This is a genomic window from Peribacillus sp. SRI_006, assembly GCF_057586375.1.
On record NZ_JBYCZT010000001.1, the window covers coordinates 73,913 to 99,670 of the forward strand.

29 protein-coding genes, 1 tRNA gene and 1 riboswitch are annotated in these 25,758 nt (G+C 40.6%); of the genes, 29 read left to right on the forward strand and 1 reads right to left on the reverse strand.

Annotated elements, in window-relative coordinates; translation table 11 throughout:
• Positions 1-10: 10 nt before the first annotated feature.
• The 8 genes from AC2YHV_RS00335 (at position 11) to AC2YHV_RS00370 (ending at position 7,517) form a co-directional block, all read left to right on the forward strand.
• A complete protein-coding gene (locus AC2YHV_RS00335; protein WP_262983582.1) occupies positions 11-133 on the forward strand; it encodes a hypothetical protein in 123 nt (40 codons plus the stop codon).
• A complete protein-coding gene (gene fadR / locus AC2YHV_RS00340; RefSeq protein WP_487372375.1) occupies positions 130-717 on the forward strand; it encodes a fatty acid metabolism transcriptional regulator FadR in 588 nt (195 codons plus the stop codon). The genes AC2YHV_RS00335 and fadR overlap by 4 nt, the downstream gene beginning before the upstream one ends.
• A 125-nt stretch (positions 718-842) precedes the next feature.
• Entirely contained in the window at positions 843-1,616 is a 774-nt protein-coding gene (locus AC2YHV_RS00345; protein ID WP_057276671.1) for an enoyl-CoA hydratase, read from the forward strand.
• Positions 1,617-1,738: 122 nt separating this feature from the next.
• Positions 1,739-2,512, forward strand: a complete 774-nt coding sequence (locus AC2YHV_RS00350) for an electron transfer flavoprotein subunit beta/FixA family protein (protein ID WP_487372376.1) — start codon at positions 1,739-1,741, stop codon at positions 2,510-2,512.
• A gap of 69 nt (positions 2,513-2,581) precedes the next feature.
• Positions 2,582-3,559, forward strand: a complete 978-nt coding sequence (locus AC2YHV_RS00355) for an electron transfer flavoprotein subunit alpha/FixB family protein (RefSeq protein WP_487372377.1) — start codon at positions 2,582-2,584, stop codon at positions 3,557-3,559.
• Between the two features lie 201 nt (positions 3,560-3,760).
• Positions 3,761-4,081 carry a thioredoxin gene (gene trxA, locus AC2YHV_RS00360; RefSeq protein WP_328113193.1) on the forward strand — a complete coding sequence of 107 codons (321 nt, stop codon included), beginning with the start codon at positions 3,761-3,763 and terminating at the stop codon, positions 4,079-4,081.
• 103 nt (positions 4,082-4,184) lie between these two features.
• Positions 4,185-5,957, forward strand: coding sequence for an excinuclease ABC subunit UvrC (gene uvrC / locus AC2YHV_RS00365; RefSeq protein WP_063575533.1), 1,773 nt, complete (start codon positions 4,185-4,187; stop codon positions 5,955-5,957).
• A gap of 61 nt (positions 5,958-6,018) precedes the next feature.
• Positions 6,019-6,195, forward strand: a riboswitch (Lysine riboswitch).
• An 89-nt stretch (positions 6,196-6,284) separates the two neighbouring features.
• Positions 6,285-7,517, forward strand: coding sequence for an aspartate kinase (locus tag AC2YHV_RS00370; RefSeq protein WP_053535875.1), 1,233 nt, complete (start codon positions 6,285-6,287; stop codon positions 7,515-7,517).
• Positions 7,518-7,580: 63 nt separating this feature from the next.
• On the opposite strand, the gene AC2YHV_RS00375 is transcribed toward AC2YHV_RS00370, so the two are convergent.
• Entirely contained in the window at positions 7,581-8,051 is a 471-nt protein-coding gene (locus tag AC2YHV_RS00375; protein ID WP_063575534.1) for a YslB family protein, read from the reverse strand.
• A gap of 383 nt (positions 8,052-8,434) precedes the next feature.
• Between AC2YHV_RS00375 and AC2YHV_RS00380 the strand changes: the two genes are divergently transcribed.
• From AC2YHV_RS00380 to AC2YHV_RS00480, 21 genes are all read left to right on the forward strand, one after another.
• On the forward strand, positions 8,435-9,043 hold the full coding sequence (locus AC2YHV_RS00380) for a succinate dehydrogenase cytochrome b558 subunit (RefSeq protein ID WP_063575535.1): 609 nt from the start codon (positions 8,435-8,437) through the stop codon (positions 9,041-9,043).
• Between the two features lie 70 nt (positions 9,044-9,113).
• Entirely contained in the window at positions 9,114-10,865 is a 1,752-nt protein-coding gene (gene sdhA, locus AC2YHV_RS00385; RefSeq protein ID WP_034311432.1) for a succinate dehydrogenase flavoprotein subunit, read from the forward strand.
• 17 nt (positions 10,866-10,882) lie between these two features.
• Complete coding sequence (sdhB, locus tag AC2YHV_RS00390; RefSeq protein ID WP_034308984.1) at positions 10,883-11,656, forward strand: succinate dehydrogenase iron-sulfur subunit; 774 nt, start codon at positions 10,883-10,885, stop codon at positions 11,654-11,656.
• A 264-nt stretch (positions 11,657-11,920) separates the two neighbouring features.
• The gene (locus AC2YHV_RS00395) at positions 11,921-12,385 is read left to right on the forward strand and encodes an acyl-CoA thioesterase (RefSeq protein ID WP_057276667.1); all 465 of its coding nucleotides are present in this window, start codon (positions 11,921-11,923) and stop codon (positions 12,383-12,385) included.
• A gap of 122 nt (positions 12,386-12,507) precedes the next feature.
• On the forward strand, positions 12,508-12,732 hold the full coding sequence (locus AC2YHV_RS00400) for a helix-turn-helix domain-containing protein (protein ID WP_028392149.1): 225 nt from the start codon (positions 12,508-12,510) through the stop codon (positions 12,730-12,732).
• Between the two features lie 217 nt (positions 12,733-12,949).
• The gene (locus AC2YHV_RS00405; protein ID WP_487372378.1) at positions 12,950-13,393 is read left to right on the forward strand and encodes a MarR family winged helix-turn-helix transcriptional regulator; all 444 of its coding nucleotides are present in this window, start codon (positions 12,950-12,952) and stop codon (positions 13,391-13,393) included.
• 10 nt (positions 13,394-13,403) lie between these two features.
• Complete coding sequence (racE, locus tag AC2YHV_RS00410) at positions 13,404-14,207, forward strand: glutamate racemase (RefSeq protein ID WP_048689031.1); 804 nt, start codon at positions 13,404-13,406, stop codon at positions 14,205-14,207.
• A gap of 320 nt (positions 14,208-14,527) precedes the next feature.
• Positions 14,528-15,607, forward strand: coding sequence for a GerMN domain-containing protein (locus AC2YHV_RS00415; protein WP_034308974.1), 1,080 nt, complete (start codon positions 14,528-14,530; stop codon positions 15,605-15,607).
• 200 nt (positions 15,608-15,807) lie between these two features.
• Complete coding sequence (locus tag AC2YHV_RS00420; RefSeq protein ID WP_487372379.1) at positions 15,808-16,890, forward strand: GerAB/ArcD/ProY family transporter; 1,083 nt, start codon at positions 15,808-15,810, stop codon at positions 16,888-16,890.
• Positions 16,887-18,362: a spore germination protein gene (locus tag AC2YHV_RS00425; RefSeq protein WP_095679672.1), complete on the forward strand. Its 1,476-nt coding sequence runs from the start codon at positions 16,887-16,889 to the stop codon at positions 18,360-18,362. Before AC2YHV_RS00420 ends, AC2YHV_RS00425 begins: the two co-directional genes overlap by 4 nt.
• On the forward strand, positions 18,359-19,480 hold the full coding sequence (locus AC2YHV_RS00430) for a Ger(x)C family spore germination protein (RefSeq protein ID WP_057276663.1): 1,122 nt from the start codon (positions 18,359-18,361) through the stop codon (positions 19,478-19,480). The genes AC2YHV_RS00425 and AC2YHV_RS00430 overlap by 4 nt, the downstream gene beginning before the upstream one ends.
• 215 nt (positions 19,481-19,695) lie before the next feature.
• Positions 19,696-20,307: an XTP/dITP diphosphatase gene (locus AC2YHV_RS00435; protein ID WP_048689045.1), complete on the forward strand. Its 612-nt coding sequence runs from the start codon at positions 19,696-19,698 to the stop codon at positions 20,305-20,307.
• Between the two features lie 2 nt (positions 20,308-20,309).
• Positions 20,310-20,822, forward strand: a complete 513-nt coding sequence (locus AC2YHV_RS00440) for a metallophosphoesterase (RefSeq protein WP_057276662.1) — start codon at positions 20,310-20,312, stop codon at positions 20,820-20,822.
• Positions 20,823-20,996: 174 nt separating this feature from the next.
• Positions 20,997-21,070: transfer RNA gene (locus AC2YHV_RS00445), tRNA-Arg, on the forward strand.
• A gap of 175 nt (positions 21,071-21,245) precedes the next feature.
• Positions 21,246-21,446 carry a hypothetical protein gene (locus AC2YHV_RS00450; protein ID WP_034308956.1) on the forward strand — a complete coding sequence of 67 codons (201 nt, stop codon included), beginning with the start codon at positions 21,246-21,248 and terminating at the stop codon, positions 21,444-21,446.
• Between the two features lie 1,009 nt (positions 21,447-22,455).
• Positions 22,456-23,211 carry a DUF2087 domain-containing protein gene (locus tag AC2YHV_RS00455; RefSeq protein WP_063590486.1) on the forward strand — a complete coding sequence of 252 codons (756 nt, stop codon included), beginning with the start codon at positions 22,456-22,458 and terminating at the stop codon, positions 23,209-23,211.
• Positions 23,212-23,229: 18 nt separating this feature from the next.
• The gene (locus AC2YHV_RS00460; protein ID WP_487372380.1) at positions 23,230-23,592 is read left to right on the forward strand and encodes a GIY-YIG nuclease family protein; all 363 of its coding nucleotides are present in this window, start codon (positions 23,230-23,232) and stop codon (positions 23,590-23,592) included.
• A gap of 140 nt (positions 23,593-23,732) precedes the next feature.
• A complete protein-coding gene (locus tag AC2YHV_RS00465) occupies positions 23,733-24,011 on the forward strand; it encodes a 2TM domain-containing protein (RefSeq protein WP_098866425.1) in 279 nt (92 codons plus the stop codon).
• A 183-nt stretch (positions 24,012-24,194) separates the two neighbouring features.
• Positions 24,195-24,368 (forward strand): hypothetical protein, encoded by a 174-nt coding sequence (locus AC2YHV_RS00470; protein ID WP_164468799.1) that lies wholly within the window; start codon positions 24,195-24,197, stop codon positions 24,366-24,368.
• A gap of 43 nt (positions 24,369-24,411) precedes the next feature.
• The gene (locus AC2YHV_RS00475) at positions 24,412-24,765 is read left to right on the forward strand and encodes a YidH family protein (protein WP_034308949.1); all 354 of its coding nucleotides are present in this window, start codon (positions 24,412-24,414) and stop codon (positions 24,763-24,765) included.
• A 676-nt stretch (positions 24,766-25,441) separates the two neighbouring features.
• Positions 25,442-25,720 (forward strand): GNAT family N-acetyltransferase, encoded by a 279-nt coding sequence (locus AC2YHV_RS00480; protein WP_230136395.1) that lies wholly within the window; start codon positions 25,442-25,444, stop codon positions 25,718-25,720.
• Positions 25,721-25,758: the final 38 nt, after the last annotated feature.

A 25,758-nucleotide genomic window follows, 5' to 3' on the forward strand; every position in this document is an offset into this window, starting at 1 on the left:
TGGCTGTACAATGAACAGAAGTGAAATGTCAGGAGCCTTATATAAGGTTTTGCTTGACAGTAAAGGGTCATCATTTTATGATAGAAATATGAATGATGGTTCATTCATTTTTCTGAAAGGGGACATCCAGTGAAAAGCAACAGACCAAAGTATAATCAAATTATTGATGCGGCCGTTATTGTCATTGCCCAAAACGGTTACTATCAAGCCCAAGTATCCAAAATCGCCAAACAGGCAGGCGTAGCGGATGGCACCATTTATCTTTATTTTAAAAATAAAGAAGATATCTTAATATCATTATTCCATGAAAAGATGGGGTATTTTGTGGAACAGATCGAAGAAGAGATAAAAGGAAAGACCACTGCTTCGGAAAAACTGCATGTGCTCATCCAAAAACATTTTCAAAACCTTTCAGAAGACGTGAATTTAGCAATTGTCACTCAGTTGGAATTAAGACAGTCGAATAAAGAATTGCGCCTTAGAATCAATGATGTGTTAAGAGGGTATTTAAATTTAATCGATCAGATCATTATAGAAGGAAAAGAGAACGGCGAATTCCTGCCTGATTTAAATAATTTACTTGCCAGGCAGATGATTTTTGGAACGATTGATGAAACTGTGACGACTTGGGTCATGAATGAGCAAAAGTATTCGCTTCCTTACCTTGCACCAGACGTTCACCGCCTGCTGATTGGCGGCTGTGGCCTGAAAAGTTAACGATTTAAATAGAGGATGGCTAGCCATCCTCGAAAGAATCGGTTAATTCAACTTCCAGCTTTAACAGGAAGTGATACATAGAGAATTATCAAAAAAGTTTGACTATCATGCCTGGAGGGATTGATATGGAATATCTTAAGCTTTCTGTCGAAAATCATGTGGCTTTTATAACGATTGATCATGCACCAGCAAATGCACTTTCTTCGGCTATCATCGGAGAGCTTTCACAGGCATTCGATCAAATTGGGAAAGACGAAGCCGTACGGGTTGTCCTTCTTCATGGTGAAGGAAGATTCTTCTCTGCAGGAGCGGACATTAAAGAGTTTACGGAAGTGAAAAACGGGAAAGCTTTCGAGAAGCTGACCAAGAATGGTCAATCTGTATTTGAGAAAATCGAATCTTTTCCAAAACCGGTCATTGCAGCCATCCATGGTGCGGCGCTTGGCGGAGGATTGGAGCTGGCTATGGCCTGCCACATCCGTTTGGTCACCGAAAGGGCTAAACTTGGTTTGCCTGAGCTGCAGTTGGGCTTAATCCCCGGATTTGCTGGGACCCAACGTCTTCCTCGTTACGTAGGCATGGCAAAGGCAGCTGAAATGCTGTTTACAAGTGAACCGATTTCAGGCACCGAAGCTGTGCAATGCGGATTGGCGAATCATGCCTTCACGGATGAAGAACTGATTCCAAAAGCTAAGGATCTAGCCAATAAAATTGCCAAGAAGAGCCCACTGGCATTAAAGGCGGCCATTGAGTTATTGAATTATTCCAAGCATGATTCCTACCATAAAGGTGTGGAAAGGGAAGCTGCCCTCTTTGGTCAGGCTTTCGATACTGCCGATGCACAAGAAGGAATCGCCGCTTTCATTGAAAAAAGGGAAGCTGTATTCAAAGGGAAATGATGTTTCGGTTTAAATAACTATTTTTATATATCATGCAGGATTATGGTGAAATCTGTAGAACATTACTATATATCAATAAAATTCATAATCTTCAAAACTCAAATTATTCGGGAGGTATTATCGTGAACATTTATGTACTGCTGAAAAGAACATTTGATACAGAAGAAAAAATTACACTATCCAACGGGAAAATCAATGAGGATGGGGCAGAATTCATCATTAATCCATACGATGAGTATGCAGTTGAAGAAGCAATCCAGGTGCGTGATGCACAAGGCGGCGAAGTAACGGTTATTTCTGTCGGAACAGAAGAGGCTGAAAAGCAATTACGCACAGCGTTGGCAATGGGTGCTGACAAAGCTGTATTGATAAATATAGAAGACGACATAGAAAATGGTGACCAATTCACGACTGCCAAAATTATTGGCGAATACTTAAAAGATAAAAATGCAGATCTAATCATTGCAGGGAACGTTTCAATCGATGGCGGCTCTGGTCAAGTGGGACCACGCGTTGCCGAAATTTTGGGAATTCCTTATATTACAACCATTACTAAATTGGACATAGAAAATGGAAATGTAAGCGTTATCCGTGATGTCGAAGGGGACTCTGAAACGATCGAAGCCTCTCTTCCATTATTGGTGACAGCGCAACAAGGGCTAAATGAGCCACGTTATCCTTCATTGCCAGGAATCATGAAGGCAAAGAAAAAACCGCTTGAAGAATTGGAATTGGATGACCTGGATTTGGAAGAGGACGATGTTGAGGCCAAAACAAAAACGATTGAAATTTACCTTCCTGCTAAAAAAGAAGCTGGAAAAGTTTTGGACGGGGAAATCAGTGCTCAAGTTACCGAGCTTGTTCAGTTATTACGCAGTGAAGCAAAAGTGATTTAATCGATACGGTACATCTCAAAACAACAACACACGACAAAAAGAAAAATAGAGCACAGGAGGTTTTTATAAATGGCTAGAAAGTTTCTTGTATTGGGCGAAGTTCGTGATGGTTCACTAAGAAATGTATCATTTGAAGCTATCGGTGCGGCTAAGCTTGCAGCGGATGGCGGGGAAATTGTTGGTGTTTTAGTTGGTGACAGTGTTCAGAATTTAGGTAATGAAATGATCCAGTATGGTGCAGACCGGGTTATTGCAGTCGAAAATGATCAATTGAAACAATATACTTCAGATGGATATGCGCAAAGCTTGCTTGCCGTCATCGAGCAGGAAAAGCCGGAAGGAATTTTCTTTGGGCATACAGCCTTAGGAAAAGACCTTGCACCTAAATTGGCTGGAAAACTTGAATCAGGATTGATTTCCGACGTTACATCCATTGAAGAAGAAGGCGGAAATATCGTTTTCACCCGCCCGATATATTCTGGTAAAGCATTTGAAAAGAAAATTGTTACAGCTGGCGTGATTTTCGCGACAATCCGTCCGAACAATATCGAACCATTAGCGAAAGATGAGTCCCGCTCTGGTGATGTTTCTACATTAAGTGTGGATATTAAGGACTTACGGACAATCATTAAGGATGTTGTTAGAAAAGCCAGTGAAGGGGTGGACCTTTCAGAAGCGAAAGTAATCATCGCGGGTGGCCGTGGCGTGAAAAGTGAAGATGGTTTTGAACCATTAAAGGAACTGGCACAGGTTCTTGGCGGAGCGGTAGGAGCTTCCCGGGGAGCATGTGATGCAGACTATTGCGATTACTCATTACAAATCGGGCAAACGGGTAAAGTCGTAACACCTGATCTTTATATCGCCTGCGGAATTTCCGGTGCGATCCAGCATTTAGCGGGAATGTCCAATTCCAAGGTTATCGTTGCCATCAATAAAGACCCGGAAGCTAACATATTCAATGTGGCTGATTATGGAATTGTCGGAGATCTTTTCGAAGTCGTTCCATTACTTACGGAAGAATTCAAAAAACTTAAAGTTAACGCGTAATAGAAATAATACAGATGAGGGGCAAGACATTCGGCATGAGCCGATACATGTCTTGCCCCTTTGTTTGCGCTAATGGGGAGGGTTTTTGGCCTGCATAGTTACTCTTTTTTTGGACATCCTACCACTGAAGCAAAATATTAGCATCGATTTGAGCAACAGTGGTATACTGTTTTTAGTTATTTGAGTAAATTTGAGGAGGAAATATATATGGCTATTGTAAATGCAACTGACCAAACTTTCACAACAGATACTAGCGAAGGTGTCGTTCTTGTAGACTTTTGGGCTCCATGGTGTGGACCTTGTAAAATGATCGCTCCTGTTCTTCAAGAGCTTGATACTGAAATTGGCGATACAGCAAAAATCGTAAAAGTGGATGTAGATGAAAACCAAGAAACAGCTGGAAAATTCGGTGTGATGAGCATCCCGACATTAATCGTCCTTAAAGACGGTGAAGTGGTCGATAAGGTTGTTGGTTTCCAACCTAAAGAAGCACTTGCTGAACTTATTGCAAAACACGCGTAATAGTAAGATAGCTAAAAAAAGCTTCAAGTCTGCGGACTTGAAGCTTTTTTCGCTATCTTGATATATAATGATTGTAAAAAAGGGAGAACAGGAGGCTGAATGCATGAATCAACAAATAAAGAATAAACTTGCCCTTCTTCCCGATCAACCTGGTTGTTATTTAATGAAAGATCGTCAGGGAACGATTATATATGTAGGCAAAGCGAAAGTGTTGAAGAATCGTGTCCGCTCTTACTTTACGGGATCTCACGACGGTAAAACATTTCGACTTGTGAACGAGATTGAGGATTTCGAATACATTGTCACCTCTTCCAATATCGAGGCTCTTATTTTAGAGTTGAACTTAATCAAAAAACATGACCCAAAATATAATGTCATGCTAAAGGATGATAAGACGTATCCTTTCATCAAGCTGACTGCGGAACGCCACCCGCGTCTAATCATTACGCGAAAAGTCAAAAAAGACAAAGGGAAATATTTCGGTCCTTATCCGAATGCATTTGCAGCTAACGAAACGAAAAAATTGCTCGACCGCATCTATCCCCTAAGAAAATGCAATACGTTACCGGATCGCGTTTGTCTCTACTATCACCTTGGTCAGTGCCTGGCCCCATGTGTATATGAAGTAGAGGAACAGGAATATAAAAAAATGGTCGATGATATCAACCGGTTCTTGAACGGCGGGCATACTGAAATAAAAAAAGAACTGACTGAAAAAATGCTGGAGGCATCGGAAGAACTCGATTTCGAGAGGGCCAAGGAGTTCCGTGACAAGATTGCCCACATCGATATTACGATGGAGAAGCAGAAAATGATGACGACCGATTTCATCGACAGGGATGTATTTGGCTTTGCCTATGATAAAGGCTGGATGTGCGTTCAGGTATTTTTTGTCCGGCAGGGTAAATTGATAGAAAGGGATGTTTCGCTTTTTCCGGTCTACGATGAACCCGAACAGGAACTTCTTACATTCCTCGGTCAGTTTTACGAGATTACGAACCATTTTAAACCAAAGGAAATCTTGCTGCCTGAATCTGTGGATGCCGAAATGGCCGAAGGGCTGCTTGGTGTCAAAACGATTCACCCGAAACGGGGAGCGAAAAAAGACATGCTTAAATTGGCGAATAAAAATGCCTCCATCGCCCTTCAGGAAAAATTCTCTTTGATTGAGAGGGATGAAGAAAGAACGATCAATGCGGTGGAAAACCTCGGGAAACAACTGGGTATCTACACCCCGCATCGAATTGAAGCTTTCGATAACTCCAATATCCAGGGAAGTGACCCCGTTTCCGCTTTAGTCGTGTTCATTGATGGGAAGCCGGAAAAAAGAGAGTACCGAAAATATAAGATCAAGACGGTCCAGGGACCTGATGATTATGAATCGATGCGTGAAGTGGTCAGAAGAAGGTATTCACGAGTATTGAAAGAAGGGCTGCCGCTTCCGGACTTGATCATCATTGATGGCGGAAAGGGACATGTCGAAGCGGTACGGGATATTCTGGAAAATGAATTAGGCTTGGATATTCCACTTTCAGGCCTCATTAAGGATGAAAAGCATAGGACCTCGCAATTGATGATCGGAAATCCGCTTGAACTTGTACCTCTTGATTCAAGGAGCCAGGAATTTTACCTATTGCAAAGAATTCAGGATGAAGTGCATCGGTTCGCGATTACGTTTCATCGCCAGCTACGCGGGAAAAATGCGGTTCACTCCCAGCTTGATGATATTCCAGGAGTCGGGGAAAAGCGAAGGAAGCAATTATTAAGGCATTTTGGATCATTGAAGAAAATCAAAGAGGCGACGGCCGAGGAAATCATGGAAGCTGGCATGCCAAAAGGGGTAGCCGAGGGAATCGTTAGAAAATTACAAGAATAATCTTGCTACCGATAAATCTCTATGCTATGATTAAAAGGAATTTTTAACTAGACAACTTAAAAGTGCTGATAGAGGTGCGGAATTCAAGAGTAAAAACCTGGAGAAGTATGAGCTTCCATGAAAGGTTTTGAAAGGGGACGCCGCCGAAGGAAGACAAGACTCATACCTTGTCCTCCTGGTCCGACATTTAATAAATGGCGGATTGTCAGGGTTTATACCCTGGAGAGCTATCTCACTGTGATTACAGTATTAAGATATGTGACCACAGCAATGAGATATTTCTCATTGCTTTTTTTATTGCCTAAAAAGTAGAGAGGGTGCATGAGGATGGCATTAATCGTTCAAAAATTCGGCGGAACATCCGTCGGTAGCGTAGAAAAAATCAAAAATGTTGCCAATCGGGTAATCGAGGAAGCGGAGAAAGGAAATGAGGTTGTCGTCGTTGTTTCAGCTATGGGGAAAACAACGGACCAATTGGTTTCCATGGCGCGTGATATTTCCGGATCCCCAAGCAAGAGGGAAATGGATATGCTATTGACGACTGGGGAACAGGTAACGATTTCCCTGTTAACGATGGCATTGATTGAAGAAGGACATGAAGCCATTTCGTATACCGGCTGGCAGGCTGGCATGCAAACGGAATCCGTTCATGGGAATGCCCGGATTTTAAACATCGATGCCACAAGGATCCAAGCCCAGCTTCAGGAGAAGAAAATAGTGGTCGTAGCCGGTTTCCAGGGTAACGATGCAAATGGGGAAATCACTACCTTAGGGCGAGGCGGTTCCGATACGACGGCAGTTGCCATCGCAGCAGCGCTTAATGCGGATAGATGCGATATTTATACAGATGTAACGGGTGTTTTCACAACGGACCCACGCTACATAAAAGGCGCGCGAAAACTCCAATCCATTTCTTACGATGAAATGCTGGAACTTGCCAACCTGGGGGCGGGCGTCCTTCACCCAAGGGCTGTCGAATATGCAAAAAATTATCAAATTCCGCTTGAAGTCCGTTCAAGCATGGAGAGAGAATCAGGTACGATCATAGAGGAGGAAGCAACTATGGAAGAAAACTTAATTGTACGCGGCATTGCTTTTGAAGACAGTATTACGAGGGTCACAATATATGGTTTGCCCCAATCACTTGGTGCATTATCCACGATCTTCACGACGCTTGCGAAAAACCGGATCAATGTGGACATCATCATTCAAAGCATGACTGCCGAGGATACGACGAATCTATCTTTTTCCACAAAAAGTGAAGATACGGAAGCGGCCTTGATCGTTCTGGAAAATAATAAAGAACAATTGGGATTCGACCGGGTCGAAACGGAGAGCGGATTGGCCAAAGTGTCCATCGTCGGTTCTGGTATGGTATCCAATCCGGGAGTGGCTGCCGAAATGTTTGAAGTGATGGCCAATACAGGCATCCAGGTGAAAATGGTCAGCACATCGGAAATTAAAGTTTCGACCGTCGTCAATGAAAAGGAAATGGTGAAGGCGGTTGAATCCCTTCATGAAGCATTTAAACTTGGTCAGCATGCAAATGTGCTAGCTTAAGTGTCAGGAGTCCAATAAAAAACAGACTTCCGGTAAAAAGGGTAAGTCTGTTTTCAGGGCTCATTAGATTGGATCTCTGGGATCCCATTGGATGGTGAATATCACTTTTTTTGCGCGGCGTTTGATTTCTTCCGTTGATTCGCTGAGGAATTTTTTTTGCAGTGAAAACTGCTCGGCAAGGAAACCGGCTTCAAGCTGGAAGTGACAATCAGGGTGTAAATCCAGGCGGCGGCTGATTATTTCACCCGTGAGGGATAATTCCATCTGGTGTTTCGTATACTTCAAGATTTCCAGATTGCCCCATCCAGCGCTTTGGAAAAATTCAATCACTTCCTGATCGCCCTTCAATGGGAATTTTCTTGCTAATTGTTTACCTGCCCAATAGAGGATTTGATTAGAGTCTTTTCCGAGAATATCGTTCAATAGAACTTCTCTGATTAATTCGTACCCGAAAGCTGGAACTTTGAATTCTTCAGTTTGAATTTCTTCCGTTTGAATCTCTTCTTCTATCGCAGCAGCAATATTTTTTTTCATAGTTTATCGCCTCTTTCTGTAAATCTATTATAAACGTATTTCTTTTGCAAATTATACTGTTTTTTATTTATTTAAATAGCAATTGGAAAAAAATGAGAAATTATACCGAGATATTAATAGTTAAATTAGAAATTTATTCAAAATATCATCTTGACAAACAAAAAACACCCAAGATAATCCAATAAAATCTATTCTGAAAAAGAGATTTCTTGTATCCGTTTTCTTGACGCACATAGAAGTCAGGAGTAAAATGGACATGTCACATAATTGTAAAGGAAGTATAGAGGAGTTTTTTGACTCTATACTGTATTTTCACGCGGAGATAAAAGGTAGCCACCAGTTTATCTTTGCATGATTTTTCACAAATTAAGGGGGGGCACTTAGTGGCAAAAAATCGTGAGTTTGGGAATCGCAGGCTTCATTCACTTCTAGGAGTAATTCCAATTGGTCTATTCCTAATTTTTCATTTATCTGTAAACTTTATGGCAACAAAAGGAGAAGAGACTTTTAATGGGGCAGTTCATTTAATTGAGTTTACGCCCGTGAAGATTTTGGTAGAATGGGTCGTCATCTATCTACCGCTCATTTTCCATGCTGTGTACGGAATCTATATTGCCTTTACAGCAAAAAACAATTTAGGCAGATTTAGTTTCTTCCGTAACTGGATGTTCATGCTACAACGCCTAACTGGAATCATAACGTTGATTTTCCTTGTTTGGCATATATGGGCAACTAGAATCCAAGCAGCTATGGGTGCTGAAGTTAACTTTGACATGATGGCAGAGATTTTCTCTAGTCCATTCATGATTGTGTTCTATATTGTTGGTATTATCTCGGCAATCTTCCACTTTGCTAATGGATTATGGTCATTTGCTGTGAGCTGGGGTCTTACAGTTTCACCAAGATCGCAAAGAATCATGACTTACTTTACATTGATCGTTTTCGTTCTTCTTTCTTATATCGGAATCAGCGCAATTTTCGCATTCGTATAAGAAGATAGAGTTCATTTATAAGAATTAGGAAAAACATAGCTTGGCTAATGGAAATAAGGGAGTGACAGAATTGGGTAAAGGTAAAATAGTTATCGTTGGTGGAGGTCTAGCTGGATTAATGGCTACGATCAAAGCAGCAGAGCTGGGACAACAGGTTGATTTATTTTCTTTAGTGCCTGTTAAACGCTCTCACTCAGTTTGTGCCCAAGGCGGAATCAACGGGGCAGTAAATACAAAAGGTGAAGGGGATTCTCCATATATCCACTTCGACGATACAGTTTATGGCGGAGATTTCTTGGCTAACCAACCGCCGGTTAAAGCGATGTGCGAAGCAGCACCATCAATCATTCATATGTTTGACCGTATGGGTGTTATGTTCAACCGTACTCCGGAAGGTCTTCTTGATTTCCGTCGTTTCGGTGGCACTCAACATAGCCGTACAGCATTCGCTGGTGCGACAACTGGACAGCAATTACTTTACGCATTGGATGAGCAGGTTCGCCGTTATGAAGTTGAAGGCCTTGTAACGAAATATGAAGGCTGGGAATTCCTTGGAGCTGTTATCGATGATGAGCAAACAGCACGCGGTATCGTAGCACAAAACCTGACTTCAATGGAAATCAAATCATTCCCTGGAGACGCAGTCATCATGGCGAGCGGCGGCCCTGGAATCATTTTCGGTAAATCAACGAACTCAATGATCAATACAGGTTCAGCAGCTTCCATCGTTTATCAGCAAGGTGTTAATTATGCTAATGGTGAGTTCATTCAAATTCACCCGACAGCAATCCCTGGCGATGACAAACTTCGTCTAATGAGTGAATCCGCTCGTGGTGAAGGTGGACGTATCTGGACATATAAAGACGGGAAACCTTGGTATTTCCTTGAAGAAAAATACCCTGCTTATGGTAATCTGGTACCTCGTGATATCGCGACTCGTGAAATCTTCGACGTATGTATGAACATGAAGCTTGGCATTAATGGTGAAAACATGGTTTACCTGGATCTATCACATAAAGATCCTAAATTACTTGATATTAAACTTGGCGGAATCATTGAAATCTACGAGAAATTCATGGGTGAAGATCCTCGTAAAGTTCCAATGAAAATTTTCCCTGCCGTTCACTATTCTATGGGCGGACTTTGGGTTGATTATGACCAAATGACTAACATCAAAGGTTTATTCGCTGCAGGTGAGTGCGATTATTCACAACATGGCGGTAACCGTCTTGGTGCCAACTCACTTCTTTCTGCAATCTATGGTGGTTCAGTCGCTGGACCGAATGCCGTTAAATATATTGAAGGCCTTGCTAAAACTTCAGAATCCATTCCTTCTTCATTGTATGAAGGGTACGAAAAACAAGAACAAGAGAAATGGAATGAAGTCATGTCTCTTGATGGTAACGAAAATGCGTACATCCTTCACAAAGAACTTGGTGAGTGGATGACACAGCATGTTACTGTAGTTCGTTACAATGACAAGCTGAAAGAAACGGATAACAAGATTCTTGAGCTGATGGAACGTTACAAGAAAATTAACATCAATGACACGGCAAAATGGAGTAACCAAGGAGCTGCATTCACTAGACAGCTGCAAAACATGATGCAATTGGCCCGTGTAATCACAATTGGTGCGTTAAACCGTGATGAAAGCCGCGGAGCGCATTACAAACCTGATTTCCCAGAACGTAATGATGAGGAATTCATGAAAACTACTATGGCAACATTCAAAGGCTTGGATCAAGCACCTGAATTCCATTATGAAGATATTGATGTATCACTGATCGCACCGCGTAAACGTGACTACACTACGAAACACTAAAGAGGGGGAGCAAAAAAATGGTTGAAACTAAATCTGAGACTAAAACAGTCCGTTTTATAATCACTCGTCAAGATACACCGGATTCAGCTCCTTATGATGAGGAATTCGAATTAGCGTACCGTCCGAATATGAACGTAATTTCCGCTCTAATGGAAATTCGTCGTAATCCAGTAACGGTACAAGGCAAGCACACTACAGCAATCGCATGGGACATGAACTGTCTTGAAGAGGTATGTGGTGCTTGTTCAATGGTTATCAATGGTAAACCAAGACAATCATGTACAGCTCTTATCGATCAATTGGAGCAGCCGGTTCGTCTAGCACCAATGCGTACATTCCCTGTTGTTCGTGACCTGCAAGTCGATCGCAGCCGTATGTTCGACTCATTGAAAAAGGTAAAAGCATGGATTCCAATCGATGGAACGTACAACCTTGGACCAGGACCGCGTATGCCAGAAAAGAAACGTCAATGGGCTTACGAGTTATCTAAATGTATGACTTGCGGTGTATGTTTGGAAGCTTGTCCGAACGTAAACAGCAATTCAGACTTCATTGGGCCACAACCATTATCACAAGTTCGTTTATTCAATGCACATCCAACTGGTGCAATGAACAAAGCTGAACGTTTAAATACGATCATGGGTGATGGAGGACTTGCAAACTGCGGTAACTCACAAAACTGCGTGCAGTCTTGCCCTAAAGGCATTCCATTAACGACTTCGATTGCTGCGTTGAACCGTGATACTACGATCCAACAATTCCGTAACTTCTTCGGCAGTGATGAAGTTTAATCATGAACATGAAAGAACCTGTATCTTATGATATGGGTTCTTTTTTTCATTGTTTTACATACACAGGCTTGGTTGGGAATCGAGAGAATCATAAACGATTGATAGCTGGGGTTGAAGTGTAAATCCGGCACCAGGCCAACTGTGAAGGATTTGTGAAGTGAGCTTGATAATTTACCCTGCTTTCAATAGAAAATCCTTTTCATTATCGTTGTTTTCTTATAAAATGAGTGAATAGTCATTCAATTCAGAAAGGGTGTGCACAAGTTGGGCAAAATATCATATATCGATAATATAACGGAGTGGATCAATGATTTTTCTTTTAAACATGAGATTAAGATCCGCTTTTCGGAAACTGATATGTTTGGGCACTTGAATAACACGATTCCTTTTACTTATTTTGAGGAAGCTCGGATTGAGTATTTCAACAGTATGGGGTTCATGAAGGATTGGACCTCGGCTGAATGCGGTGAGATGCCGGTTGTTGCCAATTTACAGTGTGATTACCTTAAGCAGATGTTTTTCAATGATCAATTGACAATCCATGTGAAAGCTGACCATATCGGAAATTCTTCAGTGGACCTACACTATATGGGGACTAAACAAGATGGTTCCATTTGTTTAACGGGCAGGGGGACGATTGTACAAGTGTCCAAGGCCACCGGGAAGCCGGTACCTTGGACGGAAGACATGAAGCGTTCGATGCTGTATACTGTGCTGGAACATTCCTAAAAATATTTCCATTTAGACAAGTAAAAGAGTCACTCCATTGCCCCAGCCGACATACTATATCTTGACTAAATAGACACCCACTCCGGGTTTTATGCTGGTGAAGGCAAGGAGGGTAACATTACTTGAAGGAGAACGAATTCACTCATAAGCCATTACTCACCAAAAGAGAAAAAGAAGTATTTGAGTTACTAGTACAAGACAAAACAACAAAAGAAATCGCAGGTGAATTGTTTATTAGCGAAAAAACAGTTCGAAACCATATTTCGAATGCGATGCAGAAGCTTGGAGTTAAAGGACGTTCGCAGGCAGTCATAGAACTCCTTCGTATGGGAGAACTTAAGCTTTAATGTGTTAACTCTACGTAAGCCTTATAAATAATTTCTCTCCCGTTCATTGGCAGCATATAAGGAAGGGCAAAACAATTTGGTTGTTTTGACTTCTTTGGATGCTGCTTATTTTTATGGTGGGGTTTCATTATGATTCCAGTCAATCAATCTTGAAAATCATTTCACTTTCATCCAAAATGGTAGTATGATAAGTTTCATGAAGTGGGGAGCTGTGTTTATGGATGAAGAGAAGCAGGTGGCATATGTAGCCGATATCGAGAAGGAATTGCGCTATGTATCGTCATGGCTTAAGCAAAGGGGAAGAGAAATTCTCCATGATTATAAAATTACCATTCCTCAATTCGTGGCTTTGCAATGGCTTTTTGAATCAGGGGACATGACGATTGGCGAATTGTCTACGAAGATGTTTCTCGCTTTCAGTACAACGACGGACCTGATTGACCGCATGGAGAAACATCAGCTTGTCCAGCGTGTCAGGGATGAAAAGGATCGGCGTGTGGTTCGAATTCACCTTCTTGAAGAAGGCGAACGGATAATCGAAGAAGTGATTAATAAACGGAGGCAGTACTTGAGTGGCGTGTTAGTCAATTTTAACGAATCTGACATCATGTCCCTCAAAGGGATTCTAGTAAAACTACATCAAGAAATGAAAGAAAAATGAGGCGAGTTTTTTGAAACAACCGATAGGCATCATTGATTCAGGAGTAGGCGGCTTGACAGTAGCTAAAGAAGTCATGCGTCAGCTTCCAAATGAAAATATAATTTACTTAGGTGATACAGCAAGATGCCCATATGGGCCGAGGACAAAAAAAGATGTCCAAACCTTCACATGGCAAATGACGAGATTTTTGATGAAGAAGGATATAAAAATGTTGATCATCGCTTGCAATACAGCGACTGCAGCTGTATTGGATGAAATCAGGGCTATACTTCCGATTCCTGTGTTGGGTGTCATACACCCAGGGGCAAGGGCGGCATTGAAAGTTTCTGATTCCTTGCATATTGGAGTTATCGGTACGGAAGGCACGGTAAAAAGCAAAGCTTATGACGATGCACTTGCTTCCATCAATTCCGATGTGAAAGTAGATAGTTTAGCATGCCCGAAATTTGTCCCAATCGTAGAAAGCGGGGAGTTTCAAGGGGGGATCGTCAATCGGGTCGTGGCACAAACCTTGAACCCGTTGAAGAAAACGAAAATCGATACACTGATCCTTGGCTGTACCCATTATCCACTGCTGGGGCCTGTAATCTCTTCCTATATGGGGGATGAAGTGCAAGTCATTTCCTCTGGAGAAGAGACGGCCCGGGAGGCAAGTGTCATTTTGGATTACTATAAATTAATCAATAAAAGCAAGCTCCGTCCAGTTCATCGCTTTTATACAACCGGTTCAAGAGATATGTTTGGTTCCATCGCGTCGAGCTGGCTCGGTATTCATGCCAATACCATCGAAACAATTAAAATCGATCACTTATAAGACTTCCATTTGGAAGTTTCAGACTGCAGACAAACTTAATGAAAATGGAGTTTGTCTGCAGTTTTTTTATGGTTTGTACATGTGGCCGTTGATTGGAACGTGAGGGACTCGCTTTCCCTGCAGGTGCATGAAAGGATCCTATCCAGCATTCAGATTATACTTGGGGATGGGAGTTGATTGTTCCCAAATCCTGATGAAGCTGAAAAAGATGCATCAATACGGGCAAATTGCCCAGCTCCATTATCGGAGGGAAAATAATTGGTCTATTTTCCCCTAGGGCTCGTATAAATAGGAGTACAAACTGTCCTAGGAGTGATTTTATGTCCAATAAATCAAAAGTAACAATGGCTGTGACCATTCTGGCATCTTCTTTTTGGCTTTCAGGCTGCGGATTATTTGGCGGTGAAGAGAAAAAGGAAATTGATCCCCCGAAGGATGTTTCATTAGTCGAGGATGAATCTTCATTAAAAGAAACAGAAACGAATGGTGAGGAAAAGCCAGCGACTGAGGGGGAAGAAGGCGCTGTAGAATCGAAAACGGTGAAGACGGAGTTATATTTAATTGATAAAAGCGGGTATGTGGTTCCACAGACATTGGAACTTCCTAAATCGGAAGCTGTCGCTAAACAAGCCCTTGATTACCTTGTCAATAACGGACCAGTCACGGATAAACTTCCAAATGGGTTCAGGGCCGTCATTCCTGCCGATACCCAAATAAGCGTGAACATTAAAGACGGGGTGGCTGTGGCGGACTTTTCGCCGGAATTCAAAAACTATCAGAAAGAGGATGAACTTAAAATCCTTCAAGCCATCACATGGACCCTGACACAATTCGACTCGGTCGATAAAATCCAAATGAGAATCAATGGGGAAGATATTTCCGAAATGCCGGTCAATGGCACACCGATAGATGAAAATATCTCAAGGTCTTCAGGAATCAATATCGATACGAGTGATGTAGTCGACATTTCCAATACCAAGGCACTCACCGTTTATTATGTAGGCGGTGATGAGGAGTACACTTATTATGTTCCCGTGACGCGCAGGATCAGCGAAACGGTGACTGATAATGTAACAGCAGTCATTCAGGAATTAACGAAGAGTCCTTCGGGTTCTAGCCTGCAAACAGGGTTCATGAGTGATGTAGCTTTACTTGACGAGCCAAAAGTGGCAGAAGGTAAGGTCAGCCTGAATTTTAACGAAAATATCCTTGGAAGCTTTAAAGAGAAAAAGGTATCACAAGAGGTCCTTGATGCCTTGGTCCTTTCCTTGACGGAACAGAAAGGAATTGAAAGCGTTGAAGTGCAAGTGCAGGGCAGCGCAGATGTTCTTAATGAAGAAGGTAAGAAATTATCCGAACCAGTCGTCCGTCCAGAGAAAGTCAACACAGGCAGTTTTTAAATATATGTAGAAATAAAACAATGAGGCAGCTCGCAGCTGCCTCTTATTTTTTTTGCCTCCGCCATTGAATGACCACGCTGTTAAAGAGTGAAAGCTAATATCGCCCCAAGGCAATTTCCCGTGTTGTGGGAAAGTTTTTACATAAATAAATTTTAAAAAGGGGAAATTACTTTTAATCATGTAATGGATGGGGGGATATTATGGATCAAAAGGTCATTCAGGCTTTACACATCTATGTTTTAATCATCATGAATACAGGATTCATGGTGCATGTCCTGCTCCTCCCCAATATCTTATCTGCATCTCAACGCGACGGATGGATAAGTGTCATAATAAGTGTTGTTCCATGTATCGTTTGGACACTATTTATTTTTTATATTTATAAAAAACTAGATAAAGAAGATATAATCTCTTTTCTGAAAAAATGGTCTACACCTTTTGTTACATATATTTTCACGATAGCATTTGCCTTGTACTTTATAATTAACGCCTTCATAACCGTCAAATTTACATTGATTTGGGCAAAAGCTAATTATACTCATGACATTCCAAACATCGTAGTCGTCAGCCTATTCACTTTTATTTGTATTTTTGCAAGTTATAAAGGAATACGCACCATAAGTACTTTGGCTCTCCTATTTCTTCCGGTCGTCACTATTTTGGGGATATTTGTGGGGCTGGGGAACACGAGTAATAAGAATTACGAATTATTGTTCCCGATATTTGAAAGCGGGTATCGCCATACACTAAATGGAATGCTGTATACGAGTGCAGGATATTTAGAAATTATCGTTTTTTTATTTTTAACTCCTTACTTGAAAAACAAGCTAAAAGCCAAGTGGCTTTTACTGGTTGGTATTATCCTCATCATGCTGACGTTAGGCCCCCTCATGGGAGCAATGGCGGAATTTGGTTCTGTGGAAGCGGTGAAAATGAGGAATCCGGCTTACGAACAGTGGAAGTTGCTAAGATTTGGCTATTATATTACTCGACTCGATTTCCTTTCCATTTTCCAATGGCTTTCAGGTGCCATGATCCGAATAAGTTTATGTTTATTTATAGGCTATAAGTTAATCTCGAATTCAAAACATCAGAAGTGGATACTGCTTTCACTATATTTGTTAATTGTTATTGGAACGCTAATCCATTGGGATGCTACTTCATTTTTTAATCTTTTATACAAATATTTCTTTCCGATAAGCAGTCTGTTTCTTTTTAGTGCTGCAATTATACTGTTATTTATTATTTTTAAAAAGGGAAAAGGAAAAGGTGAAACATTATGAAGAAGGGAAATTTGAATGGTACTCCTTCTTACATTGACCAAATCCGAAAATGGTTCGAACATTCTTCCGATGTTGTTTTAAGAACAAAAACTTTTGATAATGAAGGTCGTTATTTGTTGGGATTTTTATATGCGCCAAACTTAGTGGATATGCCATTCATCAATGAAGTGATTCTGCCTACAATATCTAAAGCGGTTCAAGAAAATGGCGAATTAACAATTGATCAATTAAGCAATATCATGGAGATCAGTACGCTTAGAAAGGGCTCCGATTTAAAAGACGGAGTAGAAAGCATTCTTTTTTCAGGAGACCTGATCATTATTAATGAATCTTCCAACGAAATTTACCATACCCCATTAGCCAATTCCCCTAAGCGCAGTCCGGAAGAATCCAATATAGAATCTTCCATTCGGGGACCTAGGGATGGATTCGTTGAGAATATAGCGGATAACATGTCTTTAATTCGCCAGAGGTTAAAAACGGCATCACTTAAATGTATAGAATATACAATCGGGAAAAGAAGTAAAACTAAAATATTGCTGCTATATATTGATGACATTATCAATCCCTCGATTCTTTTGGATGTTAAAAAACGATTGGATTCATTAAAGGCTGATATCATAGTCAGCAGTTACCAAGTTGAAGAACTCTTATATGATACTCAATTTTCCATTTTCCCCTTAATGGAGTATATCGGTCGACCGGACTATGTTGTTGAATCCTTGAATCAAGGGCGCTTTGCCATCCTGGTAGACGGGAATCCCACAAGCTTGATCGGACCAACGAGTATTAATCAGTTACTTTATGCTGCCGATGACGCACATGCAAGCTTTTTTTACATTAGTTTTATGCGTATCATTCGTGTAGTCTCATTATTTGTAACGGTTACGTTACCGGGATTTTTTATAGCGTTGGTTACCTATCAATTCGACCAAATTCCCTTTTCGCTTCTTGCGACGATTTCAATCACGAGACAGGGATTACCCATACCTGCTTCTTTGGAGGCATTCGTAATGATCATATTGTTTGAACTATTTAAAGAAGCCGGTCTTCGCCTGCCAAAAGCTGTTGGTCCGACGGTTTCTGTATTGGGTGGATTGATTATAGGTGATGCAGCGATTCGGGCAGGGCTGACTTCACCCTCCATGCTCGTAGTAATTGCTGTTACAGTTCTCTCAAGCTATACCCTAATCAATCAGAATATCGCTGGGAATATCGTTCTTATAAGGTTATTCATATTTGCATGTTCAGCATTTCTAGGCTTGTTTGGATTCTTCATGGGAATATTTCTTATCTTGATTGTTGTGGTTTCCTTGGAAAGTTTCGGACAGCCTTTTGTGAATCCATTTTCCAAACCAAATAAATCGGACATGTTAAAAGTCTTATTCAAGCTTCCGTATGGGATGTTAAGGCAGCGGAATCAAGCTCTACAATCCAGTGATAATGAATCGCAAAAGGAGTCGGACAAATGAGAAAGCTAATTGCAGTCATGGTAATTGGCTGTCAACTTTTATTGACGACAGGCTGCTGGGGAATGAAGGAAATTCAAGCTCAAACATATGGATCCGCTCTAGGGATCGATTATAAAGAGGGTGAATTCATCTTATATTTTCAAGCATTGAATTTTGCGGATATAGCAAAACAAGAGGGGGCCACAGCATTACAAGAAAAAACCGGTGTTGTCATTGGGAAAGGTAAAGGGGAAAGTATCGAAGAAGCATTTACTGAATTGGAACAAAATGCAGCATTGCCACTTTATATCGGGCATGTTAACTCCTTCATTTTAAGTGAGGATGTAATCAATAAGAAAATGAAGGATTTCATTGAATATGTAGGGAAAGAGCCCTTATTGCGATACAATTCATGGCTGTTTGTTACAAACGAGGATATTAAAAAGGTGTTTAACGGTGATAGTTTCTTTAATCTTCCTAACTTATTCACGATCATTCAAAGGCCAGAGACCGTTATTAATGAAAACTATTTCATTTCCCCGTTAAAATTCAGTGAACTGGTTTCGAAATATTATCAACCGGTTGGTTCCATTTTAATTCCCTCAATGGTAATAAATGAGCATCATTACACAGACAGGGGGAAAGAAAAAAAGATACCAACGTTGAATGGCGGCTATGTTTTATCAAAACAACAGTATAAAGGGTTTGTAAGTAAACAAGATTTGACTGGTATGAAATGGGTTGAAAATAAGGCGACAGTCATGTTTTTTTCCCTGAATAAACAAAAGGTAAGTGTTGAAATCATGGACCCCAAAACAAACATCAAAGTATTGGAACAACAAAAGAAACCCTTATATGATTTAGAAGTTAAAGCAAATGGGATATTGAAACAGAATTTAGACAACTTGGATATGGAAAAAATCGAAAAAAAGGTAGAAATAAAAATTAAGCAAGATATTTTGAAGACATTGGAGACGGGGGGGAAAATCAATACAGACCTTTTTAACATAAGTGAAAAGGCATACAGATACCATGTCAATAAGTGGGATAATAAAATTATTAATTCCTTTGATAAGACTTCAATAAATAACATAAAAGTTAATATCCATATTGAACATAGTGAAAATTACAAACGTTAGTTTATAAGTTTCAGGTTATTGCAGGTGAGGGAGTTGTGTTAGACTTAACTTATCTGGAAAATTCAGCGGCTGTTGTTGATCATGATAGGCAGAGTTGAATCCGTCCGTTGGCACTGGAGAAGAAGCGGCTTTTACATATTTACGAATGACAGCAAATTCTTTCTCAGCCCCAAAGAGCTCCCGTGCCGATAAAATGAAAAAGGGTGAAATGAAAAATGAAGACAGTAATCATTGCAACGAAAAATAAAGGGAAAGCCAAGGAGTTCGAAAGCTTATTTTCCGCTAAAGGTTATGAAGTCAAAACACTTCTCGATGTACCGGATGCCCCGGATGTGGAGGAAACAGGCACGACCTTTGAAGAAAATGCGATCCTGAAGGCAGAGGCCATTGCCCATCAGCTAGGCCACTTTGTCATTGCTGATGACTCCGGATTGATTGTAGATGCATTGGAGGGCCGTCCAGGCGTTTATTCTGCCCGCTATGCTGGAGAGGCCAAGAGTGATGAAGCAAACACGGAAAAAGTCCTCCGCGAACTGGAAGGCGTGCCAAAAGAGGCTAGGACGGCGAGATTTTATTGTGCCTTGGCACTAGCGTCACCCAACCAGGAAACGATTACGGTATCGGGAACGATGGAAGGCTTGATCACGGAACAGCCCTCAGGAACGAATGGATTTGGTTATGATCCCATCTTTTTTGTAGAGGAACAGGGCAAAACAAACGCTGAATTGACAAAAGAGGAAAAAAACCAAATCAGCCACCGTGCCAACGCGTTGAGGGCTCTAGATGAAAAACTTGATCTATTTCTAAAAAGGGAAGAAGGAATGTGACGATGAAAGTGCTAATAATGAGTGACAGTCATGGCTTAACTCATGAAATCAGCATGATTGCCGAACGTCATAAACAAGAGGTCGCCGCCATGATCCATTGCGGTGATTCAGAGTTGGAAAGAAATGATCCTCACATGGCGGAGTTTTTGGCCGTTGGCGGGAATTGCGACTATGATTCGGCATATCCGGATGATATTGTGGAGAATATCTCAGGCAAGCGTTTCTTCGTTACGCATGGACACCTCTATAACATAAATATGACCTTGATGAACCTATCTTATAAAAGTGAGGAGACAGGAGCGGATATTATTTGCTTTGGTCACTCCCATGCTCCAGGTTCAGAGTGGATTGACGGCAAGCTCTTCATCAACCCGGGAAGCATACGGCAGCCGCGGGGACGAAAAGAGAAAACCTATGCCATTTTGGAGATTGGAAATGACCAACTTGAAATCATCTATTATGACCTTGAAGGAAAAATCGTTGAGGATTTAAGAAATGCTTATCAAATGGAATGACTTCATGTATAATGAACAGGAAGCGTTTTTCCCCGCTTCCTGGTTCTTTAAAAAAAGAAAAAAACTTTTTTTGAAAAACCGTTGACTTCCTTTTGATATCCTACTATAATAAGAAGTGTCCTAAGGGAACAGTTAAGGTAATACATAAGTTTTACCGCAACTTATATCATAAACGTCTCAGTAGCTCAGCTGGATAGAGCAACGCCCTTCTAAGGCGTCGGTCGGGAGTTCGAATCTCTCCTGGGACACTAACTTAAAAAGCCAAAACCTTCTAAAGGTTTTGGCTTTTTTACTTTTTTGGGTGTTTAAGCTAACGAGGGTCATTTTGATTTGCATCCTTTTAACCATGAAATTTTTTATTTATATTTATCGCAGGTGGATGACCATTTATGTCGAACTTGTAATAAATAAGGAGATGTTTAAATGAATAAAGATAGATTATTCAAGTTCATTCAAACTTCCACTCGGGGCAATTTCTTCTCAGTCGAAATAACCGAAGATGGAACAGAAGTGGTCCAATTAGCCAAGGAGTTGGAAAAAGAAGGAAGAATCAAGTTGAGGGAATGTAAACGAAAAGAAAAAGGTGTTTATCTGGAAGGAATACTTAAATTTGTGCCTAGCTAATACTTAATGAGCTCTGCGAAGGATGTTTATTAGGAATTTCATAAAACATCCTTCGCCGACAAAATGGGAATCGGAGACCGAACAGTGAGGTGAGGGTTAAAAAAATTCATGAACGGTCGAATATTGTGTGGTTTGCTCAGGTCTTTATGTTCTTAACTGTAATCCTCACTGGATTTAAGAAATTTGCACAGCGCTACTGCCGAATAACTGGCAGCCGAGACACCAAAAGTGCTTGCTTTAATGCGACTTGGCAGACAATCGGCGGAAAGGGAGCGAATTTCCGAAATCAACTCCAACTTTCTCAAATAAAAAACTGTAGGCAAAAAGATTTCTATCTGAATTTTTAAACATAGTTGACTGTGTTGGGTGTGCGAGACTCCTGCGGGAATAGCGGTGCCTGGGGCTACGTTCAATTTGTACAAGCTAAAAGAACTGTAGGTAAAATCTACTTACATCGAATTTTGTCAGCAGCTGAGGCATCCATACTTGGATGTCTTTTTTTCGATATCAAATTCTATTTAAGGTTTGGAGATTTTTTTTATGATTTCACGGTTTTTGATTATTGCCGTATTCAATTCTTCGACGGGTGAACTTTTTTCATCAGCTTCACTCAGCTGCATCGATTGTTTTTGTATAAGTGATTCAATCGTGAGACCTTGAATTGTTCGGATACATGTTGTAATGCCATGTGCAAATCGGTGTTATGGATCGATGGGATCGACTCATTTTCCTCTTTCGATAAGATATCCTCCTCTAAAGCTTATTCACGTTTATAAAGCATATTATTGGGAAAATTCTGCTTATTACTCATGATACTAAATCGGCATAGTGCCATGGGAACCGTAAAGTGGAAGGTGAATCCCTTATCAGCTTTATGTTATGATGCCCCTCTGACTAAGAAGGCCATAATTTGCTGGAGTTATAAAAAATAGAAAAAACATTGACATAATACAAACAAATCAATATTATGTTTATTATATTATAAACTTTATAGGGAAGTGTTTGTTTAATGAAGGACGCGGAAATGTTTTGGAGCGCATCTCAGGATGAGCTTAAACAAGGGTACATCGAAGGTGAGAATCAATATGTTTGTTTACTGTGTGGAAATGCAGTTGAAAAGGGGATCGTATACCCGAAAGATGGAGTTCTTTATGAAGCGAAGAGGTATATGCGCATTCATATTGAACATGCGCACAGCTCGGTTTTTGAATACTTGATTGATCTCGATAAAAAACTTACAGGTCTCACCGACCATCAAAACCGTCTCCTTCGCCTTTTTTACCAAGGGAAAAATGATGCCGAGGTTCAGGAGGAAATGGGAATTGGCAGTCCTTCCACGATTCGGAACCATCGCTTTGTGTTGAAAGAGAAAGAGCGTCAGGCTAAGTTGTTTTTAGCCCTGATGGAACTTTTGAAAGATAAAGATGAACACGCGCCGGCATTTATCCCGCTTCATCAAAAAGCAAGGATGGTCGATGATCGTTATAACGTTACTGAGGATGAAAAGGTGACTGTACTGAAAAAATACTTCCCTAAAGGCAGTCAGGATGCATTAAAGTCTTTTCCGCCAAAGGAAAAACAAAGGCTGATCATTCTCCAAGAAATTATGAACCGTTTTGAAAATGAGCGGAAATACGAAGAAAAGGAAATCAATCAAATATTGGGTGCGATTTATCATGATCATGTTCTTTTGAGAAGATACTTAATAGAATATGGATTCTTGGATAGAAAGCCTGATGGGAGCCAATATTGGCTGAAGAAATGATGACTGGAGGCAAGAAAGATGGATCGTAAAAAAGAATTGAAGCAATTATATAAAGAAACAAAGGTTGAAGCAGGGATATACCAAATCAGAAATACGGTAAATAATAAAGTCTTTATCGGAAGCACCAGGAATTTAAAGACGTTGAAGGGGAAACAATTTGAATTGGAAGTCGGGACAAACACCAATAAAGTGCTGCAAAGTGAGTGGAACCAATATGGGAAAGATGCATTTTCTTTTGAGGTACTGGAGGTATTGAAGCCAAAAGAATCAGGGTTTTTTGATGCTAAACGGGAATTGAAAAAACTTGAAGAAAAGTGGATGGAAAAAATACAGCCTTACGAAGAACGGGGATACAATAGAATGAAACCCGCTGACTTATAAGTGGCCTTTAGGGATTCTCCTTGATTCCCGGCTCCCGATTTACCTTTGATGCATTTCATTCTTATTTCTTTATGAAAAATAAGGTATTATGGAAGCAGATGGTAATATATTTAAGTGTTTATGATTAGGGGGTGGCTGAGATGGAAAATGGAGATGGATATCTAAGGGCGAAAAAAAAGGTTGAAAACCTTAAGGCATTCTACATTCATATAATGGTGTATGTATTGGTGAATGTCATGTTGATTGCGATTAACCTTTTGACGGATCCCGGTTATTGGTGGTTCCTTTATCCCCTCGGTGGGTGGGGGATTGGTGTTCTGATACATGGAATTACCATTCTTGCACAAGGAAACTTCGGGTCTGAGTGGGAAGAAAGAAAAATAAAAGAATATATGGAAAAGGATAAAAAGAACGGCTGAATTTGGGTGTGTTCAAAACAGGGGGTCATTTGTGGCTCTTTTTTTGTGGGGAAAATAATCGGTGGATCTCACTTGTTGTAAGTTTTTAAATGGTTTAAGCTAGTAATGAGGGACCTGTCTATGAAAAAGGGGGAAACCCGTGGAGGACCTTCACTAAATAATAATTAATCTTAGGAGTTGCGAATGAAAAAAATAGGATGGACCATAACGGGAATAGGGGCAATCATGGCGCTGGGGGCCTTGCTTTATCCTTTGAATGTTATTGATAAAACTCTATGTATATATTTATTGCTCGGCGGTGCAGGGCTAATGTTTGCCGGGTCAATGTTCAGGGCCTTTTCGCTCCTGAAAAGATGACTGATTTTACCATTTGATAAAAACGCTCGATTAAGGTGATGACATGGAGAAAAACCAATTGAAATATGCCCAGCAGCATCTGGCTAATGAACGCACTTTCTTGGCATGGATAAGAACGGTGATTGCAATAGTGGGAGTTGGCTTTCTTGCGACAAGCCTGCATTTTACGATTGGTGTGCATCGGGATGCCCGGATTGACTTGATCAGCATCGTGCTGGGGATGTTTGCGTGTGCATTGGGACTTGTGATTACCGTTCTGGCGACAATCGGTTATCTTCAGAAGAAACGGCAAATCAATGAAGGGACGTTCCAGTCTTCAAGTGCGCACGTAATTCTAATCGCTGTTTTTATGGTCATATTGTTATCGATGATCATTTTATATTTTGTTTTCATTTAAAACTGTCCTAACCTGAATAGGGCAGTTTTTTCAGTTTCTGCTATTATATACTTATTCTCACATCTTTACGGAAAGATTTCTTCCATTAATTTAATGCCATCAAAAAACGAAAGCTTGAAAAACACTGTATTTCAGGTTATGAAAGAATCATTCAGACTTAGACTAATTCGAAGAAAACGAGTTTGTTGTAATGTTATGGCGGTTACAATTTGGGCATGGATTTCCGATTCAGGCACTCGCTTTCCGCGGGCGGTCCAGGTGAGCCTGTGGAGTCTCGCACCTTCCTCAACAATCAACTTCGTTATGAGAATCAGATAGAAATGATACGATAGGAGTTAAAGGTATTGGGTACTTTAGGTCCGTTGGTTTCGTGAGCATCATTTGATGAAAGATACGTTTTTGAACCCCTTCTGTAGACAAATTGAAATAGTTAAACATGGTGAAATTTGAAACCGGAAGGGTATATAAGCGTAGGGAAAAGATCGATCAAGTTTTGTCTTTTGCCTTCCTTTTAAAATATAAACCATCATCGGTTTGTAAATAAACTTCACATGGGTAATTCCTAACTTTATAAACCTTGAAAGTACTTGCTTTATTCAATTTCAATCACGTTTTAAATATTTGTTTAATTTCCTTTTTGTGAGATATGATAAAGAGGAATGAAAAGGAGGTCATCATGATGGTGGATATCAAAAAAGGTGAAAGTTCTTTTTTTGTCGAAGAATCTGGTGAGAAACTAGCGGAAATTACATTCTTTAAATCAGGTGATGATGAGATCACGGTCGATCATACCGTTGTTTCTGACAAGCTTCGCGGGCAAAAGGTAGGAAATGCCCTAGTTGAAAAGATCATAGGATTCGCAAGGGAGGAAAACCTGAAAATTGTTCCGGTATGTTCGTTCGTTCAAAAACAATTTGAAAAAAATGCAGAATACGAGGATGTATTGGCTAAATGAACCGGAGGGCTGACTTAGGGGATGATTAATATCTCCTA

Excerpts from the sequence above, each read along its gene's own strand:
- AC2YHV_RS00335 (WP_262983582.1), top strand. The coding sequence starts at position 11 with ATGAACAGAAGTGAAATGTCAGGAGCCTTATATAAGGTTTTGCTTGAC.
- AC2YHV_RS00345 (WP_057276671.1), top strand. The coding sequence starts at position 843 with ATGGAATATCTTAAGCTTTCTGTCGAAAATCATGTGGCTTTTATAACG.
- AC2YHV_RS00355 (WP_487372377.1), top strand. The coding sequence starts at position 2,582 with ATGGCTAGAAAGTTTCTTGTATTGGGCGAAGTTCGTGATGGTTCACTA.
- uvrC (WP_063575533.1), top strand. The coding sequence starts at position 4,185 with ATGAATCAACAAATAAAGAATAAACTTGCCCTTCTTCCCGATCAACCT.
- AC2YHV_RS00370 (WP_053535875.1), top strand. The coding sequence starts at position 6,285 with ATGGCATTAATCGTTCAAAAATTCGGCGGAACATCCGTCGGTAGCGTA.
- AC2YHV_RS00375 (WP_063575534.1), bottom strand. The coding sequence starts at position 8,051 with ATGAAAAAAAATATTGCTGCTGCGATAGAAGAAGAGATTCAAACGGAA.
- sdhB (WP_034308984.1), top strand. The coding sequence starts at position 10,883 with ATGGTTGAAACTAAATCTGAGACTAAAACAGTCCGTTTTATAATCACT.
- AC2YHV_RS00405 (WP_487372378.1), top strand. The coding sequence starts at position 12,950 with ATGGATGAAGAGAAGCAGGTGGCATATGTAGCCGATATCGAGAAGGAA.
- AC2YHV_RS00415 (WP_034308974.1), top strand. The coding sequence starts at position 14,528 with ATGTCCAATAAATCAAAAGTAACAATGGCTGTGACCATTCTGGCATCT.
- AC2YHV_RS00420 (WP_487372379.1), top strand. The coding sequence starts at position 15,808 with ATGGATCAAAAGGTCATTCAGGCTTTACACATCTATGTTTTAATCATC.
- AC2YHV_RS00425 (WP_095679672.1), top strand. The coding sequence starts at position 16,887 with ATGAAGAAGGGAAATTTGAATGGTACTCCTTCTTACATTGACCAAATC.
- AC2YHV_RS00430 (WP_057276663.1), top strand. The coding sequence starts at position 18,359 with ATGAGAAAGCTAATTGCAGTCATGGTAATTGGCTGTCAACTTTTATTG.
- AC2YHV_RS00435 (WP_048689045.1), top strand. The coding sequence starts at position 19,696 with ATGAAGACAGTAATCATTGCAACGAAAAATAAAGGGAAAGCCAAGGAG.
- AC2YHV_RS00440 (WP_057276662.1), top strand. The coding sequence starts at position 20,310 with ATGAAAGTGCTAATAATGAGTGACAGTCATGGCTTAACTCATGAAATC.
- AC2YHV_RS00450 (WP_034308956.1), top strand. The coding sequence starts at position 21,246 with ATGAATAAAGATAGATTATTCAAGTTCATTCAAACTTCCACTCGGGGC.
- AC2YHV_RS00455 (WP_063590486.1), top strand. The coding sequence starts at position 22,456 with ATGAAGGACGCGGAAATGTTTTGGAGCGCATCTCAGGATGAGCTTAAA.
- AC2YHV_RS00460 (WP_487372380.1), top strand. The coding sequence starts at position 23,230 with ATGGATCGTAAAAAAGAATTGAAGCAATTATATAAAGAAACAAAGGTT.
- AC2YHV_RS00465 (WP_098866425.1), top strand. The coding sequence starts at position 23,733 with ATGGAAAATGGAGATGGATATCTAAGGGCGAAAAAAAAGGTTGAAAAC.
- AC2YHV_RS00470 (WP_164468799.1), top strand. The coding sequence starts at position 24,195 with ATGAAAAAAATAGGATGGACCATAACGGGAATAGGGGCAATCATGGCG.
- AC2YHV_RS00475 (WP_034308949.1), top strand. The coding sequence starts at position 24,412 with ATGGAGAAAAACCAATTGAAATATGCCCAGCAGCATCTGGCTAATGAA.
- AC2YHV_RS00480 (WP_230136395.1), top strand. The coding sequence starts at position 25,442 with ATGATGGTGGATATCAAAAAAGGTGAAAGTTCTTTTTTTGTCGAAGAA.